Consider the following 25,020-nt stretch of genomic DNA (forward strand, 5'->3'; position numbering starts at 1 on the left):
CGCCCGCGCATGCCGGCGTTTTCCCCACACTGCAGACACCCCCACTCCATGTCAGCTTCCTCTCCTGTCGATCGCTGGATCGTCCTCAAGTTCGGCGGCACTTCGGTGTCGCGTCGTCATCGCTGGGACACTATTGGAACGTTGGCAAAAAAACGCGCGGACGAGACCGGCGCGCGGGTGCTGGTGGTGGTGTCGGCCTTGTCCGGGGTCACCAACGAACTGACCGCGATCGCTGACGGCAGCGCCGACAGTGTGCAACGCGTGGCCGCACTGGAGCAGCGCCACCGCGAGTTCCTGGCCGAACTGGAGCTGGATGCCGAGGCTGTGCTGGGCGAACGCCTGGCGGCCTTGCGCGGCCTGCTCGACGATCCGCGCGCGGCCGAGCGCACGCTGGACTGGCAGGCCGAGGTGCTGGGGCAGGGCGAACTGCTGTCCTCGACCCTGGGCGCGGCCTATCTGCGCGCCAACGGCCTGGACATGGGCTGGATGGACGCGCGGCAATGGCTGGACGCGCTGCCGCCGCAGCCGAACCAGAGCGCCTGGTCGCGGCGCCTGTCGGTGTCGTGCCAGTGGCAGTCCGATCCACAGTGGCGCGCGCGCTTCGTCGCCCAACCCACGCGCATGCTGATCACCCAGGGCTTCATCGCCCGACACGAGGACGGCGGCACCGCCATTCTCGGCCGCGGCGGCTCGGATACCTCGGCGGCGTACTTCGGCGCGCTGCTCGGCGCCAGCCGGGTGGAGATCTGGACCGACGTGCCGGGCATGTTCAGCGCCAATCCGCGCGAGGTGCCGGACGCGCGCCTGCTGACCCGCCTGGACTACTACGAGGCGCAGGAAATCGCCACCACCGGTGCCAAGGTGCTGCACCCGCGCTCGATCAAGCCGTGCCGCGACGGCGGCGTGCCGATGGCGATCCTGGACACCGAGCGCCCGGAGCTGCCCGGCACCAGCATCGACGGCAACGCCCGCACCGTGCCCGGGGTCAAGGCGATCAGCCGCCGCAACGGCATCGTGCTGGTGTCGATGGAAGGCATCGGCATGTGGCAGCAGGTCGGCTTCCTGGCCGACGTGTTCGCGCTGTTCAAGAAGCACGGGCTGTCGGTGGACCTGATCGGTTCGGCCGAGACCAACGTCACTGTGTCGCTGGACCCGAGCGAGAACCTGGTCAACACCGACGTGCTGGCGGCGCTGTCGGCCGACCTGGCGGAGATCTGCCGGGTCAAGATCATCGTGCCGTGCGCGGCGATCACCCTGGTCGGGCGCGGCATGCGTTCGCTGCTGCACAAGCTCTCGGACGTGTGGGCCACGTTCGGCAAGGAGCGCGTGCACATGATCTCGCAGTCGTCCAACGACCTGAACCTGACCTTCGTCATCGACGAGACCGATGCCGACGGGCTGCTGCCGATCCTGCACGCCGAGCTGATCGACAGCGGCGCGATGCCGGTGGAGGAGACCGAGGTGTTCGGCCCGCGCTGGCGCGAGATCGCCGGCACTGTGCGGCCGCGGCCGGTGCCGTGGTGGCAGGGCGAGCGCGCGCATCTGCTGCGCCTGGCCGAGGCCGGCACGCCACGCTACCTCTACCACCTGCCGACCCTGCGCGAACGCGCGCGTGCGCTCAAGGCGATCGCCGCGGTGGACCAGCGCTACTACGCGATCAAGGCCAACGCGCATCCGGCGATCCTGCAGACCTTGGTCGAGGAGGGCTTCGGCCTGGAGTGCGTCTCGCACGGCGAACTGCGCCGGGTGTTCGAGATCGTGCCGGAGCTGTCGCCGCGGCGGGTGCTGTTCACCCCCAGCTTCGCGCCCCGGGCCGAGTACGAAGCCGCGTTCGCGCTGGGCGTGACCGTGACCGTGGACAACGTCGAGGCGCTGCAGCGCTGGCCGGAGCTGTTCCGCGGCCGCAGCCTGTGGCTGCGCATCGACCTGGGCCATGGCGACGGCCACCACGAGAAGGTCAACACCGGCGGCAAGGCCTCCAAGTTCGGCCTGTCGGCGACCCGTGTCGACGAGTTCGTCGAGGCCGCGCGCGCGCTGGACATCCGCATCGTCGGCCTGCATGCGCACCTGGGCAGCGGCGTGGAGACGGCGCAGCACTGGCGGCGCATGTGCGACGAGCTGGCCGGCTTCGCCCGGCGCATCGGCAGTGTCGAGGTCATCGACATCGGCGGCGGCCTGCCGATCCCGTACAGCGCCGACGACGAACCGTTCGACCTGGATACCTTCGCGCAGGGCCTGGCCGAGGCCAAGGCCGTGCATCCGGCGTTCCGCCTGGCGATCGAACCGGGCCGCTATCTGGTGGCCGAGTGCGGTGTGCTGCTGGCCCGCGCCACCCAGGTGATCGAGAAGGACGGCATCCGCCGGGTCGGCCTGGATGCCGGCATGAACACGCTGATCCGCCCGGCGCTGTACGACGCCTGGCACGACGTGGCGAACCTGAGCCGGCTCGAGCAGCCGGCCGAAACCGTGTTCGACGTGGTCGGGCCGATCTGCGAGTCCAGCGACGTGTTCGGCAAGCGTCGGCGCCTGCCGGCGGGTACCACGCCCGACGACGTGATGCTGATCGCCGACGCCGGCGCCTATGGTTACAGCATGGCCAGCACCTACAACCAGCGCGAGTTGCCCCGCGAGGAGGCGATCGATGCGCGCGCGGACTGAGTTCGTCGCGGGCAGTGCCGCGGCCGGCGCGTTGGCGATGGCGGCTGCCACCGCGGTGGATCAGTCCGGCACCTCGCTGCCGTGGACCGATAGCCTGAAGTGGGCGTTGCCGGCCCTGGCCGCCGCTGCCGCCGGCGCGTGGTTGGCATTGCGCTGGACGCGCCGCAGGCCTGCTGCCAGCGCCGGCGCGCTGGCCCTGCGCGCCCTGCTGCTGACCGGGCTGGCCTACGTGCCGGCGCTGGCGCTGTATGTGCTGGTGGCCGTCCTGGCCTCCGCCGCGTCGGTGCCGACCGGATTGCCATGGCAGTTGCTGCTGATGGCCTTCGTGTTCGGCTGCCTGCCGCTGCTGTGGGCCGCCTTGCCGTTTTCGATGATCGAATTTCTTCTGTGTCGCCGCTATCTGCGGCACACGCGTGTGCTTGCAGGACATCCATGACCGCTTTCGACAAACAGCAGATCGCCACCTTTCGCTTCGTGCGCTGCGGCTTCGATGCCGACAGCGGCGTGGCGCGCCTGGTCTATGCGTTCGACGACGGCCCGGAGCTGGTGGAGACCATCACCGTGCCCGGCGCGCCGTTCGTGCTCGATCCGGCGCGGGCGCAGGCGGCACAGCGCGCCCTGCGCCTGCTGCACCTGATCGCTGGCGTCAGCTACTACAAGGCGGCGGTGCCGCCGCGCATCGTCATCGACGACTACGCCATCGATGCCGAGACCGCTGCGCTGCTGGACAGCGTGTACCTGCATGGCCTGGGCGAGTTCGCCTATCGCAACGGCCTGGACCTGCGTGGGCGCATCCGCTTCCCGGCCGCGGACGCGGTCGTGGCCGATGCCGCGGCGCTGGGATTGCGCGACCAGGCCCTGGTGGCGATCGGCGGCGGCAAGGATTCGCTGGTCAGCATCGAGGCCCTGCGCGCGGCCGGCGTGGCGCAGACGGTGACCTGGATCGGCGGATCGCAGTTGATCCGCGCCTGCGCCGAGCGCACCGGGTTGCCGACCTTGAACATCGGCCGCACGCTGGCGCCGGAACTGTTCGAGCTGAACCGGCAGGGCGCGTGGAACGGCCACATCCCGGTGACCGCGGTGAACTCGGCGATCCTGGTGTTCGCCGCGGTGCTTCACGACGCCGGCCAGGTGGTGTTCTCCAACGAGCACTCGGCCAGTTACGGCAGCCAGATCGCCGGCACCGGCGAGGTCAACCACCAGTGGTCCAAGGGCTGGGCCTTCGAGCAGGCGTTCGGCGCCCAGGTGCAGCGCTACGTGGCCGCGGACCTGCGCTATTACTCGCTGCTGCGCCCGCTGTCGGAGCTGGCGGTGGCGCGGCAGTTCGCCAAGACCGACCACTACGACGCGCATTTCTCCAGCTGCAACCGCAACTTCCACATCCTCGGCGAGCGCCCGGCGCACCGCTGGTGCGGGGTCTGCCCGAAGTGCCATTTCGTGTTCCTGGCGCTGGCGCCGTTCATGCCGAAGACGCGCCTGGTGCGGATCTTCGGCCGTAACCTGCTCGACGATGCCGGCCAGGCCGGCGGCTTCGACGCGCTGCTGGAGTTCCAGGACCACAAGCCGTTCGAGTGCGTGGGCGAGGGCCGCGAGTCGCGTGCGGCGATGGCGGCGCTGGCGGCGCGTGCGGAGTGGAAGGAGGACGCGCTGGTGGCGCGCTTCATCCACGAGATCCAGCCGCAGCTCGATCCCGCCGACCTGCGCGTGGAGCCGCTGCTGGAACTGGACGCGCAACACCGCATCCCGGCCGACCTGTGGGAACGCGTGCGTGCGAATTTCGCAGCTTGAGTCGCAGCGCGTCGCGCTGTGGGGGTGGGGGCGGGAAGGCCGCGCGGCCTATGCCGCTTTGCGGGACCCGGGGCCCGGGACCCGGGACCCGAGAGGCGCGTCGCCGCTGACGGTGTTCTGTTCGGCTGATGAGGCGGCCGAGATCGCTGCGTTGCACGATCCCCACCTGAAAATGGAGACCGAGGCCAGCGCCGAGCGCCTGGCCGCGTTCGATGTCGTGATCAAGTCGCCCGGGATCAGCCCGTACCGGCCCGAGGCGCAGGCCGCGGCAGCGAGCGGCACGCGCTTCGTCGGCGGCACCGCGCTGTGGTTCGCCGAACACGCCGGCGCGGATGGCGTGGTGCCCGGCAGCGTCTGCGTCACCGGGACCAAGGGCAAGAGCACCACCACCGCGCTGCTGGCGCACCTGCTGCGCGCCGGCGGCCACCGCACCGGCCTGGTCGGCAACATCGGCGTGCCGCTGCTGGAAGTGCTGGCGCCGATGCCGTCGCCGCAATACTGGGCGATCGAACTGTCGAGCTACCAGACCGGCGATGTCGCCCGCAGCGGCGCGCGGCCGCAGCTGGCGCTGGTGCTGAACCTGTTTCCCGAGCATCTGGACTGGCACGGCAGCCAGGCGCGCTACATCGCCGACAAGCTCGAGCTGGTCACCCATGCGCGGCCGCGCATCGCCCTGCTCAATGCCGCCGATCCGCAACTGGCGGCGCTGCAACTGCCCGACAGTGACGTGCGCTGGTTCAACCGCGAGGACGGCTGGCACATGCGCGGCGAGGTGGTCTATCGCGGCGACACCGCGGTGTACGACAGCGCGCAGGCGCCGCTGCCGGGCCGGCACAACCGCGGCAACCTGTGCGCGGTGCTGGCCGCGATCGAGGCGCTGGGGCTGGACGCGGCGGCGCTGGCGCCGGCGGCCGATCGCTTCCGGCCGTTGCCGAACCGGCTGCAGACCCTGGGCACGCGTGGCGGCGTGACCTATGTGAACGACTCGATCAGCACCACGCCGCATGCCAGCCTGGCGGCGCTGGAGTGTTTCCGCGGGCGGCGCATCGCGCTGCTGGTCGGCGGCCACGACCGCGGCCTGGACTGGCAGGACTTCGCCGACCACATGCGCGATGGTGGCGCACCGCTGGAGATCGTCACGATGGGGGCCAACGGCCCACGCATCCATGCCTTGCTGACGCCGCTGGCCGCCGGCGCCGGCTTCGGCCTGCATGCGGCGGCCGACCTGGCGGAAGCGGTGGCGCTGGCGCGCGTGGCGCTGGACGAGCAGGGCGGCGTGGTGCTGCTGTCGCCCGGCGCGCCCAGCTTCGGCGCCTACCGCGACTACGTGGCGCGCGGCCGCCATTTCGCCGCGCTGACCGGGTTCGACCCGGACGCGATCAGCGCCATCCCGGGGCTGGGCATCGCCTGAGTGGCGGCGCGGCGTCGGCGCACGCAGTGCGCTGGCGTCGCGCTGTCGGTGCGACTACCGCACGTTGCGATGCGTGGCTCTGGGCTGACATGCCAGCTGCGGAAAGAGCATGACCGGAAGCGGCCGCCGGGCCGCCACACGACGGCGCTGTGCGCCTTGTCCCAGAGCCATCGTGGGCCGCCGTCGCCCTCACCTCGGCGTGCATGTCACGCTCTAGACTGCCGCCTGGTTCCCACGGGAGAAGGACGATGCGCACACGTTCGATGATGCGGTGGACCGGTCTGCTCGCGCTGGCCTTGGCACTGCCGCTGCAGGCCTGGGCGGCGATGCAGGCCAAGCCGGTGGAATGGCAGGTCGGCAAGGACACCTTCAGCGGCGTGCTGGTCTACGACGATGCCGAGCACGACAAGCGCCCCGGCCTGGTGATGGTGCCGAACTGGCGCGGCGTCAACGGCTCCGCGGTGGAGAAGGCCAAGCGCCTGGCCGGAGACGATTACGTGGTGCTGGTGGCCGACGTCTACGGCAAGGGCAAGCGACCGGCCAACGATACCGAGGCCGGGCAGTTCGCCGGTGCGCTGAAGAAGGATCCGGCCACGCTGCGCGCACGGGCGTTGGCGGCGGTGGCGGCGGTGAAGGGGCAGGCCGGCAAGGCGCCGCTGGATCCGGCCCGGATCGGCGCGGTCGGCTTCTGCTTCGGCGGCACCACGGTGCTGGAGCTGGTCCGTGCCGGTGCGCCGCTGGCCGGCGTGGTCAGCCTGCATGGCGGCCTGGCCACGGCGGCGCCGGCGGCCGCGGGCAGCGCCAAGGCGCCGGTGCTGGTGCTCAATGGCGCCGACGACAAGAGCGTGAGCCGCGACGACATCGCCGCCTTCGAGCAGGAGATGAACGGCGCTGGCGCCGACTGGCAGTTCGTCAACTTCAGCGGCGCGGTGCACTGCTTCGCCGAAGCCGACGCCAACAGCCCGCCGGGCTGCCAGTACAACCCGCGTGCGGCCAAGCGCGCCTACCGGATGCTCGAGGACTTCTTCGAGGAGCGCTTCGGCCAGGAGTAGGGAGGTGCCTCGCGCTGCGCGCTCGGCGGGATTGGGGATTGGCAAAGGCGGTGGATCGCGCTTTGCCAATTTCGCTGCGTAACCGGACCTAAAGCGTGTGCGGCGCTGACTTTGCAGCGTGAGCCGGTAACGCGTCAGGCGCCAGCCAACCGGCTTTAACGAATCCCCATTCCCGATTCCCCAATCTCTCCGGCGCACACAGCGCGCCGGGATTTGGGAGGTGCCTCGCGCTGCGCGCTCGGCGGGATTGTGGATTGGCAAAGGCGGTGGATCGCGCTTTGCCAATTCCGCTGCGTAACCAGACCTAAAGCGTGTGCGCTGCTGACTATGCAGCGTGAGCCGGTAACGCGTCAGGCATCAGCCAACCGGCTTTAACGAATTCCCAATCCCGATTCCCCAATCCCTCCGGCGCGCGGTAGCGCGCCGGATAAGCGGCCTAACGGGCGTAATGAACCCTTACGGTGTCTTGGAGGATGGCTTGAGCAAGTGCGCCTGCGCAGCGGCGACGGCACCATTCATCGCCGCGCGCGCCTGCGGGCTGTTGCGCCAGCAGGTGGAGCCGAGCAGCGCGGCGGCCTGCTCGGTGAGGTGCTGCGCGTCGCAGGCGGACAACGCCTCCAGGGTATGCACGCCCAGTTGCTCCAGCCGTGCGACCACGGTCGGGCCGACGCCCTTCACCGCCAGCAGCACGGCGCGCTCCTCGGCGGTGAATGTGGTCATGCGCGAGCGGCGATCAGTGCCTGCGCTCGACCGCGTAGCGCGCCAGGCCGCGCAGCGCGGCCACCGCCTCGTTCTCCGGCAGGCCGTCCAGGGCGCGCTCGGCGGCGGCGGCGTAGTCGGCGGCGCGGCGGCGGCTGTAGTCGATGCCACCGCTGGCTTCGATCGCGGCCAGCACCTCGGGCATCGCGCTGGCATCGCCCTGTTCGACGATCTGGCGCAGGCGCGCGCGGGTGGCCTCGTCGGCATGCGCCATCGCGTGGATCAGCGGCAGCGTGGCCTTGCCCTCGGCCAGGTCGTCGCCCAGGTTCTTGCCCAGGTCGGTGGCGTCGGCGGTGTAGTCGAGCACGTCGTCGGCGATCTGGAACGCATAGCCCAGCTGCATGCCGTAGTCGTACAGGTGCTCCTGCACCGCCTCGCTGGCACCGGAGGCCAGCGCGCCCAGGCGGGTGCCGGCGGCGAACAGTACCGCCGTCTTGCGCTCGATCACGCGCAGGTAGGCAGCTTCGTCGGTGTCCGGGTTGTGCACATGCAGCAGTTGCAGCACCTCGCCCTCGGCGATGCGGTTGGTGGTGTCGGCGAGCAGGCGCATCACCGCCATGCTGTCCAGTTCCACCATCAGCTGGAAACTGCGCGAATACAGGAAGTCGCCGACCAGCACGCTGGGCGCGTTGCCCCACAGCGCGTTGGCAGTGCTGCGGCCTCGGCGCAGGTCCGACTCGTCCACCACGTCGTCGTGCAGCAGGGTCGAGGTGTGGATGAATTCGATGATCGCCGCCAACTGGTGCTGCATCGGCCCGCCGGCGCCGCAGGCGCGGCCGGCCAGCACCACCAGCATCGGGCGCAGGCGCTTGCCGCCGGCGGAGACGATGTGGTCGGCGATCTGGTTGATCAGCACGACGTCCGAGGCCAGGCGGCGGCGGATCAGGGCGTCCACCTCGGCCATGTCCGGCGCGGCGAGCATCTGGATCTGGGGCAGGCCCAGGGCGGAGCTGGGGGATTCGGCGATGCTCATGCGGACAGGACTGGAAACGTGCGCGAAGTATAGGCTGCGCGGCCACATCCGTCCCGCCGTGGGGCGCGGCCGGGGCCTGAAGGCTTGCCGCGCCTGGGTTTGCAACGCCCGGCGGGGCGCGTGCCGGTAGGAATCCGACAGGCCGATGCGGCGTTTTCCGGGGCGCCCGCGGGCGCCTGGCGCAGGCCGGCCCAGCCCGGCGATGTTAGGATTGCTCCCCCGAAATCTTCTTTACCGCTCCGCGTGCTCCCGGCCGCGGAGACCCCAGACGGAAGCAGCTCATGGCCCGCGGCATCAACAAAGTCATCCTCGTCGGCAACCTCGGCAACGATCCCGACACCAAGTACACCCAGGCCGGCATGGCCATCACCCGCATCAGCCTGGCCACCACCAGCGTGCGCAAGGACCGCGACGGCAACCAGCAGGAACGCACCGAGTGGCATCGCGTCGTGTTCTTCGGAAAGCTGGGTGAGATCGCCGGCGAGTACCTGCGCAAGGGTAGCTCGGTCTACGTCGAAGGCTCGATCCGGTACGACAAGTACACCGGCCAGGACGGCGTGGAGAAGTACTCCACCGACATCGTCGCCGACGAGATGCAGATGCTCGGCGGCCGCGGCGAGGGCGGCGGTGGCGGCATGGGCGGCGGCGACCGTCCGCAGCGCTCGGCGCCGCCGCGCCAGGAACGCTCCGGCATGGGCGGCGGTGGCGGTGGTGGCGGGCAGGATTACGCGCCGCGTCGGCAGCAGCCGGCACCGCAGCAGTCCGCACCGATGGACGACTTCGCGGACGACGATATTCCGTTCTGATTTTCAGTCATTGCCTGATGTCACTCAGCCCCAGTCAGCCGCCGTGCTTGCTGGGGCTTTTTGTTTTGCACGAGGTGTGTTCTTTGCTGCTGGCCCGGCATCGATCTTCTGCCTGGAGAGGATGGGCGATGGCGCGGCCACGCGTGCCAGGCGATCGATCGACTGAGAGGCGAGGCCAAGCTTCGGCGCGCTTTTGCTCTGTCCCCAACAACGGCGACGCGAAGCCAGGCGCGCTCGGTCGATTGGGGGCATGGAACATCCTCTTTCTCCAGGCTTGGAGAATTTCGGCCGAAGCGAGCGTGCATGCGGTGGGTGCTGTGCTGTTTTCGCCTTCGCGAAATCAGATTGATTGCCAAGCGTGGTTCCACGCGGCCGCCTCGCGCAATGCCTTGGTGCGCGGCTTTTCTTGCCGAATCCTTGTCGTCGCTCCCGGCAGGCCGGCGCGACCGGAACGGATCAAGTGCCGTAGGAGCGGCTTTTAGCCGCGACGGCTTTCCTGGGAAAGCCTGTCGCGGCTAAAAGCCGCTCCTACGAAAAAGCACATTGGCTGCACTCGCCTCCACACCAATATCCGCGTCACATGAATGCGTGTGGCAGCGTGGCGGGGATGCACTGGAACTTCCATCCGAACCCGCCATCCCAGCCACCGTGCAGGCAGTCCAGTGCCCTGGCTCCAAGGCCAAGCCACTGTTTCATCTGCTTCTCGCCATGCTTCCTCTGCATGGACATGTTCACGCTGCTGCAAGCCTGTTTTCGCTGTACATCGGCTTGTCTCTCTCCATGCCTCTCCCGGCATTTCACCATCGGCATGCGGCCATCGGCGCGACAACGTTGTGCCCTGCAGCATGAGCTTTCGTGCACTGCGTCTTGCACAAACGCGATTTCCTCCCGTATGGTTCAATCGATTGAATCGCGGCGATTCGTCAGCGTTTGACACCGGTTGGGAGGCCGGAAGGTGGATGTCTATCCATTCGATCGAACCGGCGCCGGCCTCGGGGTTCACGCGGCGCGACGCGCTGCGCCTGGCGGTCGCCGGGAGCCTTGGCCTTGGGGCAGCGGCAGTGCTGCCAGCGCGTGCTGCCGCCACGCCGCTCAGGGGCAACCTGAAGCAGTCCGTCGCCCGCTGGACGTTTCCGCAGCTGTCGACCGCACAGCTTTGCCAAGTGGTGAAGGGCATGGGGTTCGCCGCCATCGATCTGGTTGGCCCCGCGGATTGGCCCACGCTGAAGGCGCATGGCGTGTACAGCGCGATGTGCAACGGCGCGGAACTCGGCCTGGACAAGGGCTTCGCCGACAGCCAGTTCCACGATGAACTCGTTGAGCGCTACACGCGGCACATCGACCTGGTGGCCGATGCCGGCTATCGCAACCTCATCTGTTTTTCCGGCAATCGCAATGGCATGGATCCCCAGGACGGCATGGCCCACGCCGAAGCCGGACTCAAGCGCATCCTCGGGCATGCCGAGAGGCGCGGTGTCGTGCTGGTGATGGAGCTGCTGAACTCCAAGGTCGATCACCCCGACTACCTGTGCGACCACTCCGCCTGGGGCGTCGAGCTGTGCCGGCGGATCGGCTCGGACCATTTCGGCCTGCTGTACGACATCTACCACATGCAGATCATGGAGGGCGACATCATCGCCACCATCGGCAAGCATCACGCGTGCTTCAAGCATTACCACACCGCCGGCGTCCCGGGCCGGCACGAGATCGGGGACGCGCAGGAGCTCCACTATCCCGCGATCTGTCGCGCGATTCGCGATACCGGTTTCGATGGCTATCTGGCGCAGGAATTCGTTCCTACGGCGCCGGATCCCGTCGGCTCGCTGCGCGAGGCAATCCGCCTCTGCGACGTCTGAAACGCTATCCACCCAGGTGAAGTAGAACCCATGGCAGACAATCATTACGACGCCATCGTCGTTGGCTCGGGCATCAGTGGCGGTTGGGCGGCGAAGGAGCTGACCGAGAAGGGACTCAAGGTCCTGATGCTGGAACGCGGACGCAACATCGAGCACGTCAAGGACTACGTCAACGCGATGAAGGAGGCGTGGGATTTCCCGCACCGCAACCGCCCGACCCAGGCGATGAAGGCCGCATATCCTGTGCTGATGCGCGACTACGCCCTGGTCGAGAACCTGCAGGGGATGTGGGCCAACGAACAGGAATCGCCCTACACCGAGATCAAGCGGTTCGACTGGTTTCGCGGCTATCACGTGGGAGGTCGCTCGCTGATGTGGGGACGGCAGAGCTATCGCCTGTCGGACCTGGATTTCGAGGCGAACCTCAAGGACGGCATCGCCACCGATTGGCCGATCCGCTACGCCGACATCGCGCCCTGGTACGACCACGTGGAGAAGTTCGCCGGCATCGCCGGCACGCGCGAGGGACTGGACGTGTTGCCGGATGGCGAGTTCCTGCCGCCGATCCCGTTGAACATCGTCGAGAAGGACGTCGCCGCGCGGATCAAGAAGGCCTTTGGCGGCACCAGGCACCTGATCCACTCGCGCACTGCGAACATCACCCAGCCCAAGGTCGAGCAGGGCCGCGTCAACTGCCAGTATCGCAACAAGTGCATCCTGGGCTGTCCCTTCGGCGCCTACTTCTCGACCCAGGCGGCAACGCTGCCGGCGGCCATGAAGACGGGCAACCTGACCTTGCGGCCGTTCTCGATCGTCAAGGAGGTGCTCTACGACAAGGACCGCAAGCGTGCGCGCGGGGTGGAGATCATCGACGCCGAGAGCGGGCAGACCTACCAATACACGGCCAATGTCATCTTCCTCAACGCGTCCTCGTTCAATTCGACCTGGCTGCTGATGAACTCGGCCACCGACGTCTGGGACGGTGGCCTGGGGTCGTCGTCCGGCGAGCTGGGGCACAACGTGATGGACCATCATTTCGGCGCAGGTGCTTCCGGCCGGGTGGAGGGCTACGACGACAAGTACTACTTCGGCCGCCGTCCCTGCGGCTTCTACATTCCCCGGTTCCGCAATGTCGCCACGGACAAGCGCAGCTACCTGCGCGGCTTCGGCTACCAGGGTGGTGCGAGCCGCACCGGCTGGTCGCGCGAGATCGCCGAACTGAACATCGGCGCCGACCTGAAGGAGGCGCTGACCGTGCCGGGCGACTGGCGCATCGGCATGACCGGCTTCGGCGAGATGTTGCCGCACCACGACAACACGATTCGCCTGGACCCGCAGCGCAAGGACAAATGGGGGCTGCCGGTGCTGGCGATGGACGTCGCCATGCGCGAAAACGAAAAGGCCATGCGCAAGGACATGGCCGCCGATGCCGCCGAGATGCTGGAGGCGGCCGGCGTCAAGGACGTGACAATGCACGATGCCGACTATGCGCCGGGCAAGGGCATCCACGAGATGGGCACCGCGCGCATGGGCCGGGACCGCAAGAACTCCGTGCTCAACCAGTACAACCAGGTGTGGGACGCGCCGAACGTCTACGTGACCGATGGCGCCTGCATGACCTCCAGCGCCTGCGTGAATCCCTCGCTGACCTACATGGCGCTGACCGCACGTGCCGCCGATCATGCCGTGCGCGAACTGAAAGCGGGGAACCTGTGATGGAACGTCGCGAACTGCTGAAGATGATCTTCGCCGCCACGGGCGCGGCGATGGTCGGGCTGCCCGCGCTCGCCCATGCACAGGCGCCGGCCGCGGCGGCGAAGGCCCTCTTCACCGCTGCCGATATCGGCACGCTGGACGAGATCGCCGAGACCATCCTGCCGCGAACCAAGACGCCGGGGGCGAAGGACGCCGGTGCCGGCGCGTTCATGGCGAAATTCGTCACCGACTGCTACACCCCCCGGCAGCAGGCGGCGTTCCGCGCCGGCCTGGCCGAGATCGACAAACGTGCCGGCGGTCGGTTCGTGTCGCTCGCGCCACAGGCGCGCACCGAGCTGCTGCGCGCCCTGGATGCGGAGGCCAGGGCAAAGGCCATCGACGTGACCGACACCGGCACCGCCGAAGCGGCGGACGCGATGCCGCATCCCTTTACGATGATCAAGCAGCTGACCATCTTCGGCTTCTTCACCTCCGAGGTCGGCGCCAACGAGGTGCTGCGCTACGTCGCCGTGCCGGGCCGCTACGAAGACATTCCCTACGTTCCCGGTACGCCCGCCTGGGCGACCAGCTGATGGACCGTCACGCTTCGCCCTTCCTCCTTTCCCAGGAAACACGATGACCAGATCCCTGCTGATGGCGGCCTGCCTGCTGGCCGCGGCGCCTGCGGTCGCGCAGGCCGACGGCGATCCCGCACGCGATCCTGCCAAGACCGAAGTGTGGAAGCCCGTGCCCGCGACCGTGGCCACGCCCCCGGGCGGCGCGCCCTCGGACGCGATCGTGCTGTTCGATGGCAAGGATCTGTCGGCCTGGGAGTCGGAGCAGGGCGGACGCGTGCCCTGGCGCGTCGCCGACGGCGCGCTGACCGTGGTGCCGGGCAGCAAGGGCATCCGCACCAAGCAGCGCTTCTGCGACATCCAGTTGCATGTCGAGTGGCGCACGCCCACCGCGACCCGTGGCTTCGACGGCCAGCAGCGGGGGAACAGCGGCATCTTCCTGCAGGAGCTGTATGAGTTGCAGGTGCTCGACAGCTACGACAACCCGACCTATGCCAATGGCCAGGCCGGCGCGATCTACAAGCAGGCCATTCCGCTGGTGAATGCCTCGCGTGCGCCAGGCCAATGGCAGATGTACGACATCATCTGGACGGCGCCCCGTTTCTCGCAGGGCGGCGGACTCACCTCACCCGCCCGCATCACCGTCCTGCACAACGGCGTCCTGGTGCAGAACGACACCGTGCTGTCGGGCAAGACCGAGTACATCGGCGCGCCGTCGTATGCGCCGCATGCCTGCGCGCCGATCTTCCTGCAGGAGCACGATTCCAAGGTCAGCTACCGCAACATCTGGGTGCGCGAGCTGTAGCGCCGGCGCGCCGTCGGTGCTGGTCACCGGGGCGTGTCATCAATCCCTCATTATGCCGCGCCCAACGCGACGCACTCGGGAATGGCGCGACGACCGCGAACTTCTGCTTCAGCGATCAGATGGCGCTGGGGGCCTCGCGGCCTGCCGGAACTTGGACATCCGCGTGCCGGACCACCTGTTCATCGTCGGCTTCGACGACCTGGCGTCGTCCAGTTGCCTCACGCCGCCTTGCCGGCTGCGCGTGCGTCTTTTCAGGTCGCCTGTCGCGGCGCGGCGCCGAGCAGGAACTGCTCGACCGCGCGTAGCACCATAGTGCGCACCAGCGCTGGCGCCAGCGGCGGCGGATCGCGCTGGTAGATGCGTACGTCCACTTCGGCGGTCAGCAGTGCCAGGAAGTGCAGGGCAGCGATGATCGGGTCGCTGGCGCGCAGTTCGCCGCGCGCCATTGCCGCTTCCAGCACTGCGGCCACCGCCACCACCGATTCGCTGGGACCGGCCTGGTAGAACAGCTGTCCGACATCGGAGCGGCCGGCCTCGGCTACCACCATGCGGTAGACCGCGATGGCGACCGCATCGTTGCTCACCACCTGCAGCATGCATTCGCCGAACTGCATCAGCATCGAATGCAGGTCGGTTTCGCCAGCCTGGGGCGATTGCAGGCGCCAGATCGCGTCGGACAAATGTGCGGTCGCCGCGGCGCGGATCACGGCAGTGAATAGTTCCTCCTTGGACGCGAAATAGCCGTACAAGGTGGCCTTGGAGCCGCCCAGTCGTTTCGCAAGCTCGTTCATCGAAGCGCGTTCGTAGCCCAGTTCCTGGAACAGTTTCGTCGCCGCCTCGACGATGGCCTCGCGTCGGGCCTCGGTTCGAACCTTCATTGCGCCTCCTAAAGTGAACCCAACTGTACATTTTTCTTGACAGCGGGAAAAATCGCCTCTAATAATAAACCGTACAGTACGGTTTAATTTAGCGGCATGCGGTGTCCAGCCCGTTTCGGCCGGCCGCCATCGCTTACCGCGATACCGCACGGGTGCGCGCATGCAGCCGCCAATGTGTTGCGGACTGCCTCATCGACTTCATGAAAGGTGCTCCTATGAAACGTTCTTACCTGCTGTTTCCCTTGGCGGCGCTGGCTTGCCTGGGCGTGGCCGGTTGCGCCACCACCCAGCCTGTCGCCTATTCGGGAATCGCTTCCTCGCAGCAATTGCGGCCCAATCCCAGCGACCGCTCCGGACGCGTTCCCTACGACTATTCCGCCGGCGCCAACTGGCGCGACTACGACAGCGTGGTGGTCGAGCCGGTGGCGATCTATCGCGGGCCTGACAACCAGTTCGACGAGAAGGTTTCCGAGCAGGACAAGATCGAACTGGCGCAATTCATGCGCGCCACCTTCAGCCAGGCGCTGCAGGCGCGCTTCTCGGTGGTCAACCGGCCACGACCGGGCTCGTTGCGCGTGGCGGTGACACTGACCGGTGCGAAGAAGACGACACAGTTCGCGGGCACTGTGACCAAGTTCGACCTCGCCGGCGGCCCGTACAACGTGGTGCAGTCAATCCGCGGCAAGGAAGGCGCCTTGTCCGGTTCGGTCAGCTATGCGGTGGAGATCTACGACGCCACCACCGATCACCTGCTCAGCGCCTATGTATCCAAGCAGTATCCGAACGCATTGAACGTCAAGGCCACCATCGGCGGTCTCGGCGCATCGAAGGCGGGGATCAAGAAGGGTGCGCAGGATCTGGTCGCACGCCTCGACTGACGGTGCCTTCGCCACAACGGTGCACGGCCCGCCGGCATTCACCTCGGTTTCCGTTCCGCCCACATGCGATCAGGACACGCTTCCATGCGCCCACGTCGATCCGCTCCACCACATCTGCCGCACACTCTTCGTCCTGGACTGCAGGCGCTTTTCGATCTCCCCGATCTCCCGCGGCGGCGTACGCCGCGAGCGACGCTGTTCTGGCGTTGCGTGGTCTTGGCGATCGCGCTGGTCGCGCTGCTGGTGTGGCCAGTCTACGTCGCATGGGCGGACACGAGCGCCGCCGCCGATGCGCCGCCGAGCGGGTCGCGCTTGGGGCTGGGCATGGCCGCACCGAGCATCCAGAAGCCCTATCGCGGCGTCGATCCGGAGCGCGTCACGCGGCCGTTGCTGGTCTACGAAAGCAAGTGGTGGAGCGTGTCCGGGCCGTCGCTCGGTCTGAACCTGCCGCCGCTGGGGCCGGTAGCGTTCTCGCTGACCACGCGAAAAGATCGCCTGTGGCTAGGCGGCTCGGGCAAGTGGCGCACCGGCATCGCCGACACGGCGCTGCAGTGGATGCACGATGTGTCCACCGCCGCGGGCAGCGAATCGGCGCGTCCGTCGAGCGCGTTTTCGACCTCGGCCTGTTCGAGCTGACTCCGCGCATTGCGCGGCCTGGCTGGACCGCCGTGACGTCGATGACTACTACCGGGTGCGCCCGCAGGAGGCGCGTGCACAGCGCCTGCCGTACCGCGCCGATCCCACCGTCAACGTGGAGGCTGGTCTGCGTGCGGCCTACCGCGTCGTGCAACGTCAGTCGGTGCCGGTCTCCTGGGGGGGCTTATCAATCCCTTCAGTATGCCGCGCCCAACGCGGCATGCTCGGGACTGGATGACACGCCCTAGCGCACCAGGAAGCTGGCGAGGTCGTCGATCTCCTGTTGGGACAGCTGCGAAAAGGGCGGCATCAACCCGCCGCCGTTGCGGATCTTTTCCTTGATCTGCGCCGGCTGCAGGCGCTTGCCCACGTCGGTCAGCGCGGGGAACGTGGGCGGGACGCCCGCGCGATTCGCGCCATGGCAGGCCGTACAGTGGTTCGCGTAGAGCCGCGCGCCGGCCGTCGGGTCGTCCTTGGACCAGGCCGTTGGCGCAAGCGTCGCCCCCAGCAGCACGACGGCCATCGTCAGGATCGTGTTCAAGCGGAACTCCTTTGCGGACTAACGCGGTGCGGCAGCGGGCAGGTGCTTGCGCAGGTAGTCCGCCCCGGTTCGCACCACGGTGGCCGGATCGCGCGGTTGGTCGTGCTCGATGATGTACCACTGCACGCCGCTCGCCGCCGCGGCCGGCAGGATCGCACTCCAGTCCAGCACGCCCTGGCCGACGGCGGCAAAGCCCCCTTCGTCTTCGGCCTGGCCTTTCGGTGCATTGTCCTTGGCGTGGACCGCGAACATGCGGCCCTTGAACTTGCCCAGCATCGTCGCCGGGTCGTAGCCCGCGCGCGCCACCCAGGCCAGGTCCAGTTCGGTCTTGAGATCGGGGCCGGCCGCGGCAAACAGCAGTTCCAGGCCGGTCTTGCCATCGAAATCGACCAGTTCGAAGTCGTGGTTGTGATACGCCAGACGCATGCCCTTGGCGCGCACCCGCTTCGCGATCTGGCCCAGTTCCTGGCCCAGTGCGGTCCAGCCTGCGGCATCGGTCGGCCGTTCCTTCTGGTCCAGGTAAGGCACCACCAGCACCGTGTTGCCGATCGACCGGTTGAACGCCACCACGCCGTCCAGGTCCTTGCGCAGGTCGGCCAGTTGCACGTGCGAGGAGACCGCCTTGATCGAATACTTGTCCAGCAACTGCTTGAGTTCCGCCGCGCCGACGTTCTGCGTGCCCACCGTTTCCACCGCGCCCACGCCGGCGTCATGGACGATCTTCAACTGTTGCTCGAGCGAGCCGGCGTTGCGCAGCGTGTACATCTGCACCGCGATGGGGGCCTGCGGGCCGGCAGCGTCGCGTGCGAAGGCGGGCAGGGCCACGAGGAGCAGCAGTGCGAGGGTTGTGGTTCTGCGTGTCGATGTGTTCATCAGGAAGTCCTTCCGGGATTCAATCGATGGATGTCCAGCCGCGTGTCCTGGCCGATGCGATGACGCGATCGACGATCAGCGCCGAGCGCAGCCCGTCATCGAAGGTCGGCAGGCCTTCCGGCCGCTCGCCGTCGATGGCGCGGTAAGTGTCGGCGACGAACGCCTCGAAGCAATCGCCGTAGCCCTGCGCGTGCCCGGCCGGCAGCGTCGCCAGCCGGCGTTGTTCGGCGCTGCCGGCGCCCGGCCCGCGCACGAAGATTTCTTCGCGCTGGTCGGGCCGGCCGATCCATAGCCGTTCGGCGTCCTCCTGGTCGAACGCCACGCTGGCCCTGGCGCCGTCGATTTCGAACCAGAGGCGATTGCGGCGCCCCGCCGAGACCTGGCTGACCGTCAATGAGGCCAGCGTGCCGGCGCCGGTTCTGAGCATCGCCATGGCCACGTCTTCGCTCGCGACCGCCTGCATCGCGCCGCCCGCCGCCGGCGTGGTGAAGCTCTGCCCGGTTTGGGTGCCGCGTTCGGCGATCACCGTCGCGAACGCCGCGCTGACCTCGGTGAAGCGCTCGCCGCTCACCCATTCCACCAGGTCGCACCAGTGCGAGCCGATGTCGGCGAACACGCGCGACGCGCCGCCCAGTGCCGGGTCCACACGCCAGTTGTTGCTGGCAGGGTCCAGCAGCCAGTCCTGCAGGTAGCTGCCGTGGATCAGGCGCAGCGGCCCCAGCTCGCCCTGGGCGATGCGGGCGCGCGCCTCGCGGACCACCGGGTGGTAGCGGTAGACGAACGGCACCGTGGCGACCAGTCCGGTCGCGCGGGCCAGGGCCGCCAATGCCTGGGCATCCTCCAGCGTGGTCGCCAGCGGCTTCTCGCAGATCACGTGCTTGCCGGCGTCCAGCGCCGCCTGCGCCATGGCGCGGTGCAGATGGTTGGGCGTGCAGACGTGCACGACCTGCACCTGCGGATCGGCGACCACCTCCTCGATATCGCGATAGGCGCGCGGCACATCCCACGCCTGCGCCATCTCGCGTGCGCGCTGCGGGGAAGAGGCGGCGACGCCGCGGACCGCGGCACCGGCCAGCAGGGCCGCGCGGCGGTGCACGGCGCCGATCATGCCGGTGCCGACGATGGCGATTCCAAGCTTGGGCATCGGTGGGATCCTCACGACGCGGAAGGTGCGGCCGCGACGACAGGCCGGTCGCGGAACAGCACCAGGAAGGCGACCAGCACGACCAGCGCGACGCCCGCCGGGAACAGCCAGATCTGCCGCCAATCCGGGCCCGCCGCGGTGGTGTAGTGCTCCACCACCGCGCCGGACAGGAACGTGCCGATCAGCATGCCCACGCCGTACGTGGCCAGGGTGATGAAGCCCTGTGCGCTGCTGCGCGCGGCCGGGCCGGCGTGCGCATCAGTGTAGATCTGGCCGGTGACGAAGAAGAAGTCGTAGCAGATGCCGTGCAGCACGATGCCGATCACCAGCAGGGAGAAGCCGCCGCCCGCATCGCCGAAGGCGAACATCGCATAGCGCACCACCCACGCCGCCATGCCCACCGCCAGCATGGTCTTGACCCCCAGCCGCACGAACAGGAACGGCATCGCCAGCATCAGCAGGACTTCGGAGACCTGGCCCAGCGATTGCAGGCCGGCCGCGCCGCGCACACCCAGGTCGTTGAGGTAGGGGTTGGTGAAGTTGTAGTAGAACGCCAGCGGGATGCAGATGGCGATGGAGGCCAGGAAGAACACCAGATAGGAGCGCGACTTCAGCAGCCGCAGCGCGTCCAGCCCCAGGATCTGCCCCAGCCCGGCGTCGCGCTGTTGCGCCAGGGGCGGCGTGTGCGGCAGGGTGAAGGCATACAGGCCCAGCGCCAGCGACGCCAGCGCCGCCATCCGGAACGTCAGCTCGAGTCGATGCGCCTGTTCCCAGCCCAGCCAGCCGATCAGCACGCCGGCCACGATCCAGCCGACGCTGCCGGCGACCCGCACCGGCGGAAACTGCTTCTCCGGCGACTGCATGTGCCGCATCGCCACGCTGTTGGCCAGTGCCAGCGTCGGCATGAACAGCAGCATATAGCCCATCACGCAGGCGAAGAACACGCCGAAGCTGGTCGCCGTGGACGCCAGCCACATCAGCACCGCGCCAGCGAGATGCAGTACCCCGAGGATGCGCTGCGCCGCGAAGTAGCGATCGGCGATCAGGCCGACCAGGAACGGTGCGACGATGGCGCCGATGGACTGGCTGAGAAACGCCGTCGCCACCTGGCTCGCGCTGGCGTGCAGCGGCCCCTGCACCAGGTACGTGCCCAGGGTCACGAACCATGCCCCCCAGATGAAGAACTGCAGAAACATCATCGCGCCCAAGCGCGACATGGTGTGCGTCATGGCGTCCCCTCCCAGGGCGGTAATGACTCAGGTTCCCAGCATGCGTCGCAGCGATTCCGGATCGGCGCCGCTACCGGCGAAGTCGTCGAAGGCGCGTTCGGTCACGCGGATGATGTGGTCGCGGATGAACGCGGCACCCTCCCTTGCCCCGTCTTCCGGATGCTTCAGGCAACACTCCCACTCCAGCACGGCCCAGCCTGGGAAATCGTATTGCGCGAACTTGGAGAAGATCGCCTTGAAATCGATCTGGCCATCGCCGAGCGAACGGAACCGCCCCGGACGATCGATCCAGTCCTGGTAGCCGCCATAGACGCCGCTGCGCGCGCTGGCGCGATACTCCGCGTCCTTGACGTGGAAGATGCCGATGCGCGCGTGGTAGCGATCGATGAAACCCAGGTAGTCCATCTGCTGCAGCAGCAGGTGGCTGGGGTCGTACAGGATCTTGGCGCGCGGGTGCTGGTCGACCACGTCGAGGAAGCGCTCGAAGGTCGCGCCGTCGTGCAGGTCCTCGCCCGGGTGGATCTCGAAGCACAGGTCCACGCCGCAGGCGTCGAAGGCATCCAGGAGGGGGCGCCAGCGCCGGCCGAGTTCGGCGAAGGCTTCCTCCACCAGGCCGGGCGGGCGTTGCGGCCAGGGATAAAAGTAAGGCCAGGCCAGCGCGCCGGAAAACGTGGCATGCGCCGTCAGCCCCAGGCGCTGGCTGGCCTTGGCGGCCAGCCGCAACTGCTCCACCGCCCAAGCCTGGCGGGCGGCGGGGTTGCCGCGCGTGTCCGGCGGTGCGAATCCGTCGAACAGACTGTCGTAGGCGGGGTGCACGGCGACCAGCTGTCCCTGCAGGTGGGTGGACAGCTCGGTGATCTGCAGGCCGTACCCGGCCAGCATGCCGGCGAGGTCGTCGCAGTACGCCTGGCTGTGCGCGGCCTGGGCCAGATCGAACAGGTGGGGCGCGCTGGTCGGGACTTGTAGGCCAGAATAGCCCAGGCCCGCGGCCCATTCGGCCAGCGTGTCCAAGCGATTGAAGGGAGGTGTGTCGGCGATGAACTGTGCCAGGAACAGCGCCGGACCCTTGAGCGTCTTCAACGTGATTCGCCCTCATGCAATCGATTGAATCATCCTAGCATGGGCCTCCCGCAAGACCCGTTGTGCACTGCACAGCAGAACACGAGTTCAGTTCATGGCGACAACCATCTACGACATCGCAAAGCACGTCGGCGTCACCGCGGGCACGGTGTCGCGGGCGCTCTCCAGGCCGGAAAAAGTCCTGCCCGCCACGCGCGCGCGCATCGAGCAGGCCGCCGCCGCGCTGGGCTATGTCCCCAACACGGTGGCCAGGACGCTCAAGACCCAGCGCAGCGGCAAGCTCCTGGTCACCGTCCCGGACATCGCCAATCCCTTCTTTGCGCAGATCCTGCAGGGCGCGGAGGATGCCGCGCAGGCGGTCGGTTATGCCGTGCTGCTGGGCGATACCCAGCACCAGCCCGACCGCGAGGAGCGCTATGCGCAGATGCTCCCACGCAACGAGGCGGATGGCCTGATCGTGCTGGGGCACCGCCTTCCGCCGACGGCGCGTGAGATCGTCAAGCAGCAAGGCGCCGCCGCGCCGGTGGTCAATGGCTGCGAGTTCGACCCGGCGCTGGGCATCCCCAGCGTGCACATCGACAACGCGGCCGCGGCGCAGGCGGTGATGGAACACCTGTATGGACTGGGACACGCGCGGATCGCGGTGGTGGGCGGCCCGCCCGACAATCCCCTGCATCAGCAACGACTGGAAGGCGTGCGCGCCTCTGCCAAGGCGCGCCGCTGCCTGCGCAGCCTGACGGTGGTACCGGGCGACTTCTCCGTGGAATCCGGCCATGCGGCGGCGATGGCGCTATTGGGCCGTACACCCGCGCCGACCGCGATCTTCTGTTTCAGCGATCAGATGGCACTGGGGGCCCTGGCGGCCTGCCGCGACCTGGGTATCCGCGTGCCGCACGATCTGTCCATCGTCGGTTTCGACGACCTGGCGTCGTCCAGTTACCTCACGCCTCCGTTGACGACGATCAGGCAGCCCATGCGCGACATCGGTGTCCGCGCGGTCAACCTGCTGCTCGCCATCATCGAACGGGGCGACGTACCGCCGCAGCAGACGCTGGATTTCAGCTTGATGGTGCGCGGGTCGACCGGTGCGCCGAGGGGGTAGGTGACGGCAGGGGCGATGCACTCGATCGGTGCGCGCTGCCGTTTCCGCGGCAGATGACTGACGTGCGGTCTCCGGGCTGCACGCCCTTTTGGGTTTCCAGCCCCGACGTCGCCGGAGGTCGGGGCCCAGCCTCCGGTACTCCATCGAGGCAAGCGCCTGGATTAGACTTCACACGTACGTCACGCCAACAGGAACAGGGGAACAAGGAATGAAGAGGGGACTGCGCGCAGTCGCGTTGTTGTGTCTGCTGGGAGCGGGGAATGCATGGGCGCAGGTGGATCTGGCGCCGTATCTGAAGAAGGAAGAGTTCGGAGAGGTCAAGCTATCGCCGACGGGTGAGTATTTCGCGGCCACCGTGCCGTTGGCGGATCGCACCGCGTTGGCGGTGATGCGTCGCGCCGACAACAAGATCGTCGGCAGTTTTTCGATGGAGAAGAACACCCATGTCGCCGACTTCGAATGGGTCAACGATACGCGTGTGCTGTTCAGCATGGACGTCAAGATCGGTGCGATGGACGAGCCCCGACCGACTGGCGAGTTGTTTGCGATCAATGCCGATGGCAGTGCGGCTGAATTGCTAGTGGGGCAGCGAGTGACTGGCAATGGGCCGGGCACGTTGATCCAGACCAAGAAGGTGGAAAAGGTCGCCGCGGATTGGGTTGGTCCGTTGCCTGGCGACGATCGCAATGTCGTGATCCGGGTATACCCGTTCAGCGTCACCCAGGATCCGTACAGCCGTACCGAAGTTCTTGATGTGTATAGCGGCCGTCGGCGCCCACTGGTGGGTTCGCCGAAGGTGCGTGGCGCCAAGTTCTTTGCCGATGAGCAGGGCAAGGTGCGCTTCGCTTTGGGCGCCGATGCGGATAGAGCCAGCAAGCTTTTCTACCGCAGCGCGGATGGCGGCGACTGGCGTTTGCTCAACGACGAGACCGTAAGTCATCACGTCGAGGAGCCTCTCGGTTTCTCGGAAGATGGAGAGGTCGCCTATCTGCGCGTTGAGCAGGCTAGTGGCACCGATGCCATCGAGGCCTGGAATGCCGCCAGCGGCGAGCGCAAGGTGGTGGCACGCGATCCAATGGCTGATCCGTACGACACGCTCTATCGCCATGGCACCCATGTTCCGATCGGGATCGTGGTACTCGGTGACAAGCCGCACACGCTGTTCTTCGATTCGGCTTCGCCCGAGGCGAAGACCCAGCGTTCGCTGGAAGCCGCGTTTCCTGGACAGTCTGTTTATGTCACCTCGAGCACCCGCGACGGTCGTCTCAACCTTGTGCAGGTGACGTCAGGACGCAATCCTGGTGAGTTCTACCTGTTCGATACCGAGGCGAAGAAAGCGGGCTTCGCTTTCGCTCGTCGTGCCGCGCTGCAGCCGTCCAAACTGGCCGAAGTAAGGCCTGTCGCGTTGCAGGCGCGCGACGGTCTCGCACTGCACGGTTTCGTGACCTTGCCGGCTGCCGCTGCATCCGGCAAGGTGCCGATGGTGGTGATGCCGCATGGTGGGCCGATTGGTATCTTCGATAGCGGCTTGTTCGACGAAAGTGCGCAGATCCTGGCGAGCGCTGGCTACGCCGTGCTACAGATCAACTACCGTGGTTCCGCCAACTACGGCCGCGCCTTCACCCAGGCGGGTGGGGGGCAGTGGGGCGGCGCGATGCAGGACGATGTCACCGATGCCACACGCTGGGCGATCGCCCAGGGGATCGCCGATCCGCAGCGCATCTGCATGTTCGGTGCCAGCTATGGCGCCTATGCGTCGTTGATGGGCGTGGCCAAGGAGCCGACGCTGTATCGCTGCGCCGCCGGCTATGTCGGTGTTTACGATCTACCGATGCTGTACGTCAAAGGCGATACGCAACAGCGCGATTCGGGCAAGACTTATTTGCGCGAATGGGTTGGTTCACCCAGCGAGCTGGCTGCGGTGTCGCCGGTCAATCTAGCCGACAAGATCAAGGTGCCGGTATTCCTGGCGGCTGGTGGCGAGGACGAGCGCGCGCCCATCCAGCATTCCAAGAAGATGGAAGCCGCGCTGAAGAAAGCGGGTGTGCCGGTGGAGACGCTGTACGTCCCGACCGAGGGCCATGGCTTCTACACCGAAGAACATCGCCGCGAGTTCTACACCCGGCTGCTGGCGTTCCTGAGCAAGTCGCTGGGCGGTGCGCAGGCGGCGCCGGCGGCAGCGAAGCCGTAAGTGGTTTCGCCTGGCGATGCGTGCCTGCACGGCGCGCATCGCGGTTGCACACCATCAGTGCGGTCCGGGGCAAGCCTGGACCGCACTTGC

Annotated in this window: 23 protein-coding genes and 1 pseudogene; 16 read left to right on the forward strand and 8 right to left on the reverse strand. The window is 67.7% G+C overall.

What is annotated here, in order from left to right; all coding sequences use genetic code 11:
• The first annotated feature begins 48 nt into the window (after positions 1 to 48).
• From GGR71_RS07155 to GGR71_RS07175, 5 genes are all read left to right on the forward strand, one after another.
• Positions 49 to 2,658: a bifunctional aspartate kinase/diaminopimelate decarboxylase gene (locus GGR71_RS07155; RefSeq protein ID WP_160962711.1), complete on the forward strand. Its 2,610-nt coding sequence runs from the start codon at positions 49 to 51 to the stop codon at positions 2,656 to 2,658.
• The gene (locus GGR71_RS07160; protein WP_160962713.1) at positions 2,642 to 3,094 is read left to right on the forward strand and encodes a hypothetical protein; all 453 of its coding nucleotides are present in this window, start codon (positions 2,642 to 2,644) and stop codon (positions 3,092 to 3,094) included. The genes GGR71_RS07155 and GGR71_RS07160 overlap by 17 nt, the downstream gene beginning before the upstream one ends.
• The gene (murL, locus tag GGR71_RS07165; RefSeq protein WP_160962715.1) at positions 3,091 to 4,446 is read left to right on the forward strand and encodes a UDP-N-acetyl-alpha-D-muramoyl-L-alanyl-L-glutamate epimerase; all 1,356 of its coding nucleotides are present in this window, start codon (positions 3,091 to 3,093) and stop codon (positions 4,444 to 4,446) included. Before GGR71_RS07160 ends, murL begins: the two co-directional genes overlap by 4 nt.
• Entirely contained in the window at positions 4,427 to 5,857 is a 1,431-nt protein-coding gene (murD, locus tag GGR71_RS07170; RefSeq protein ID WP_160962717.1) for a UDP-N-acetylmuramoyl-L-alanine--D-glutamate ligase, read from the forward strand. Before murL ends, murD begins: the two co-directional genes overlap by 20 nt.
• 263 nt (positions 5,858 to 6,120) lie before the next feature.
• Entirely contained in the window at positions 6,121 to 6,909 is a 789-nt protein-coding gene (locus GGR71_RS07175) for a dienelactone hydrolase family protein (RefSeq protein WP_237474544.1), read from the forward strand.
• Between the two features lie 456 nt (positions 6,910 to 7,365).
• Here GGR71_RS07175 and GGR71_RS07180 read toward each other — a convergent pair whose 3' ends face one another.
• Complete coding sequence (locus tag GGR71_RS07180; protein ID WP_160962721.1) at positions 7,366 to 7,629, reverse strand: helix-hairpin-helix domain-containing protein; 264 nt, start codon at positions 7,627 to 7,629, stop codon at positions 7,366 to 7,368.
• 13 nt (positions 7,630 to 7,642) lie between these two features.
• Entirely contained in the window at positions 7,643 to 8,641 is a 999-nt protein-coding gene (locus GGR71_RS07185; protein ID WP_160962723.1) for a polyprenyl synthetase family protein, read from the reverse strand.
• Positions 8,642 to 8,922: 281 nt separating this feature from the next.
• Between GGR71_RS07185 and GGR71_RS07190 the strand changes: the two genes are divergently transcribed.
• The 6 genes and pseudogenes from GGR71_RS07190 to GGR71_RS21010 all read left to right on the forward strand — a co-directional run.
• Complete coding sequence (locus tag GGR71_RS07190) at positions 8,923 to 9,447, forward strand: single-stranded DNA-binding protein (protein WP_010341990.1); 525 nt, start codon at positions 8,923 to 8,925, stop codon at positions 9,445 to 9,447.
• Positions 9,448 to 10,406: 959 nt separating this feature from the next.
• Positions 10,407 to 11,303, forward strand: a complete 897-nt coding sequence (locus GGR71_RS07195; protein WP_160962725.1) for a hydroxypyruvate isomerase family protein — start codon at positions 10,407 to 10,409, stop codon at positions 11,301 to 11,303.
• Positions 11,304 to 11,333: 30 nt separating this feature from the next.
• Entirely contained in the window at positions 11,334 to 13,019 is a 1,686-nt protein-coding gene (locus GGR71_RS07200; protein WP_160962727.1) for a GMC oxidoreductase, read from the forward strand.
• Complete coding sequence (locus tag GGR71_RS07205; protein ID WP_160962729.1) at positions 13,019 to 13,591, forward strand: gluconate 2-dehydrogenase subunit 3 family protein; 573 nt, start codon at positions 13,019 to 13,021, stop codon at positions 13,589 to 13,591. The genes GGR71_RS07200 and GGR71_RS07205 overlap by 1 nt, the downstream gene beginning before the upstream one ends.
• 43 nt (positions 13,592 to 13,634) lie before the next feature.
• Complete coding sequence (locus GGR71_RS07210; protein ID WP_184451771.1) at positions 13,635 to 14,378, forward strand: 3-keto-disaccharide hydrolase; 744 nt, start codon at positions 13,635 to 13,637, stop codon at positions 14,376 to 14,378.
• A 77-nt stretch (positions 14,379 to 14,455) separates the two neighbouring features.
• Positions 14,456 to 14,607 (forward strand): annotated as a pseudogene (locus GGR71_RS21010) (substrate-binding domain-containing protein); the annotation flags it as partial.
• Between the two features lie 22 nt (positions 14,608 to 14,629).
• Here GGR71_RS21010 and GGR71_RS07215 read toward each other — a convergent pair.
• The gene (locus GGR71_RS07215; RefSeq protein ID WP_160962731.1) at positions 14,630 to 15,256 is read right to left on the reverse strand and encodes a TetR/AcrR family transcriptional regulator; all 627 of its coding nucleotides are present in this window, start codon (positions 15,254 to 15,256) and stop codon (positions 14,630 to 14,632) included.
• A gap of 215 nt (positions 15,257 to 15,471) precedes the next feature.
• On the opposite strand from GGR71_RS07215, the gene GGR71_RS07220 reads away from it, so the two are divergent.
• The 3 genes from GGR71_RS07220 to GGR71_RS21015 all read left to right on the forward strand — a co-directional run bounded on the left by GGR71_RS07220 (position 15,472) and on the right by GGR71_RS21015 (position 17,008).
• A complete protein-coding gene (locus tag GGR71_RS07220; RefSeq protein WP_160962733.1) occupies positions 15,472 to 16,134 on the forward strand; it encodes a DUF3313 domain-containing protein in 663 nt (220 codons plus the stop codon).
• A gap of 216 nt (positions 16,135 to 16,350) precedes the next feature.
• Positions 16,351 to 16,770 (forward strand): hypothetical protein, encoded by a 420-nt coding sequence (locus tag GGR71_RS07225; RefSeq protein WP_160962735.1) that lies wholly within the window; start codon positions 16,351 to 16,353, stop codon positions 16,768 to 16,770.
• Positions 16,697 to 17,008: a MipA/OmpV family protein gene (locus GGR71_RS21015; RefSeq protein WP_369334226.1), complete on the forward strand. Its 312-nt coding sequence runs from the start codon at positions 16,697 to 16,699 to the stop codon at positions 17,006 to 17,008. The genes GGR71_RS07225 and GGR71_RS21015 overlap by 74 nt, the downstream gene beginning before the upstream one ends.
• Before the next feature lie 6 nt (positions 17,009 to 17,014).
• On the opposite strand, the gene GGR71_RS07230 is transcribed toward GGR71_RS21015, so the two are convergent.
• From GGR71_RS07230 to GGR71_RS07250, 5 genes are read right to left on the reverse strand one after another with little or no spacing between them, the layout of a single operon-like run.
• Complete coding sequence (locus GGR71_RS07230; RefSeq protein WP_160962755.1) at positions 17,015 to 17,293, reverse strand: c-type cytochrome; 279 nt, start codon at positions 17,291 to 17,293, stop codon at positions 17,015 to 17,017.
• Between the two features lie 36 nt (positions 17,294 to 17,329).
• Complete coding sequence (locus GGR71_RS07235) at positions 17,330 to 18,184, reverse strand: sugar phosphate isomerase/epimerase family protein (protein WP_160962737.1); 855 nt, start codon at positions 18,182 to 18,184, stop codon at positions 17,330 to 17,332.
• Positions 18,185 to 18,203: 19 nt separating this feature from the next.
• Complete coding sequence (locus tag GGR71_RS07240; protein ID WP_160962739.1) at positions 18,204 to 19,328, reverse strand: Gfo/Idh/MocA family protein; 1,125 nt, start codon at positions 19,326 to 19,328, stop codon at positions 18,204 to 18,206.
• A gap of 11 nt (positions 19,329 to 19,339) precedes the next feature.
• Entirely contained in the window at positions 19,340 to 20,557 is a 1,218-nt protein-coding gene (locus GGR71_RS07245; protein WP_160962741.1) for a nucleoside permease, read from the reverse strand.
• 27 nt (positions 20,558 to 20,584) lie between these two features.
• Positions 20,585 to 21,637: a sugar phosphate isomerase/epimerase family protein gene (locus GGR71_RS07250; protein ID WP_160962743.1), complete on the reverse strand. Its 1,053-nt coding sequence runs from the start codon at positions 21,635 to 21,637 to the stop codon at positions 20,585 to 20,587.
• 94 nt (positions 21,638 to 21,731) lie between these two features.
• Here GGR71_RS07250 and GGR71_RS07255 point away from each other — a divergent pair, with 94 nt between their 5' ends.
• Both GGR71_RS07255 and GGR71_RS07260 read left to right on the forward strand, forming a co-directional pair.
• Positions 21,732 to 22,739 (forward strand): LacI family DNA-binding transcriptional regulator, encoded by a 1,008-nt coding sequence (locus GGR71_RS07255; protein ID WP_160962745.1) that lies wholly within the window; start codon positions 21,732 to 21,734, stop codon positions 22,737 to 22,739.
• A gap of 208 nt (positions 22,740 to 22,947) precedes the next feature.
• Positions 22,948 to 24,930, forward strand: coding sequence for an alpha/beta hydrolase family protein (locus GGR71_RS07260; protein WP_184451773.1), 1,983 nt, complete (start codon positions 22,948 to 22,950; stop codon positions 24,928 to 24,930).
• Positions 24,931 to 25,020 lie beyond the last annotated feature (90 nt).

This window comes from Xanthomonas sp. F1 (assembly GCF_014199855.1).

Coding starts and splice junctions, on each gene's coding strand:
- GGR71_RS07185 (WP_160962723.1), bottom strand. CDS start 8,641: ATGAGCATCGCCGAATCCCCCAGCTCCGCCCTGGGCCTGCCCCAGATC.
- GGR71_RS07260 (WP_184451773.1), top strand. CDS start 22,948: ATGAAGAGGGGACTGCGCGCAGTCGCGTTGTTGTGTCTGCTGGGAGCG.
- GGR71_RS07175 (WP_237474544.1), top strand. CDS start 6,121: ATGATGCGGTGGACCGGTCTGCTCGCGCTGGCCTTGGCACTGCCGCTG.
- GGR71_RS07180 (WP_160962721.1), bottom strand. CDS start 7,629: ATGACCACATTCACCGCCGAGGAGCGCGCCGTGCTGCTGGCGGTGAAG.
- GGR71_RS07255 (WP_160962745.1), top strand. CDS start 21,732: ATGGCGACAACCATCTACGACATCGCAAAGCACGTCGGCGTCACCGCG.
- GGR71_RS07215 (WP_160962731.1), bottom strand. CDS start 15,256: ATGAAGGTTCGAACCGAGGCCCGACGCGAGGCCATCGTCGAGGCGGCG.
- GGR71_RS07240 (WP_160962739.1), bottom strand. CDS start 19,328: ATGCCCAAGCTTGGAATCGCCATCGTCGGCACCGGCATGATCGGCGCC.
- GGR71_RS07155 (WP_160962711.1), top strand. CDS start 49: ATGTCAGCTTCCTCTCCTGTCGATCGCTGGATCGTCCTCAAGTTCGGC.
- murL (WP_160962715.1), top strand. CDS start 3,091: ATGACCGCTTTCGACAAACAGCAGATCGCCACCTTTCGCTTCGTGCGC.
- GGR71_RS07205 (WP_160962729.1), top strand. CDS start 13,019: ATGGAACGTCGCGAACTGCTGAAGATGATCTTCGCCGCCACGGGCGCG.
- GGR71_RS07200 (WP_160962727.1), top strand. CDS start 11,334: ATGGCAGACAATCATTACGACGCCATCGTCGTTGGCTCGGGCATCAGT.
- GGR71_RS07195 (WP_160962725.1), top strand. CDS start 10,407: ATGTCTATCCATTCGATCGAACCGGCGCCGGCCTCGGGGTTCACGCGG.
- GGR71_RS07160 (WP_160962713.1), top strand. CDS start 2,642: ATGCGCGCGCGGACTGAGTTCGTCGCGGGCAGTGCCGCGGCCGGCGCG.
- GGR71_RS07230 (WP_160962755.1), bottom strand. CDS start 17,293: ATGGCCGTCGTGCTGCTGGGGGCGACGCTTGCGCCAACGGCCTGGTCC.
- GGR71_RS07245 (WP_160962741.1), bottom strand. CDS start 20,557: ATGACGCACACCATGTCGCGCTTGGGCGCGATGATGTTTCTGCAGTTC.
- GGR71_RS21015 (WP_369334226.1), top strand. CDS start 16,697: ATGTGTCCACCGCCGCGGGCAGCGAATCGGCGCGTCCGTCGAGCGCGT.
- GGR71_RS07235 (WP_160962737.1), bottom strand. CDS start 18,184: ATGAACACATCGACACGCAGAACCACAACCCTCGCACTGCTGCTCCTC.
- GGR71_RS07220 (WP_160962733.1), top strand. CDS start 15,472: ATGAAACGTTCTTACCTGCTGTTTCCCTTGGCGGCGCTGGCTTGCCTG.
- GGR71_RS07210 (WP_184451771.1), top strand. CDS start 13,635: ATGACCAGATCCCTGCTGATGGCGGCCTGCCTGCTGGCCGCGGCGCCT.
- GGR71_RS07190 (WP_010341990.1), top strand. CDS start 8,923: ATGGCCCGCGGCATCAACAAAGTCATCCTCGTCGGCAACCTCGGCAAC.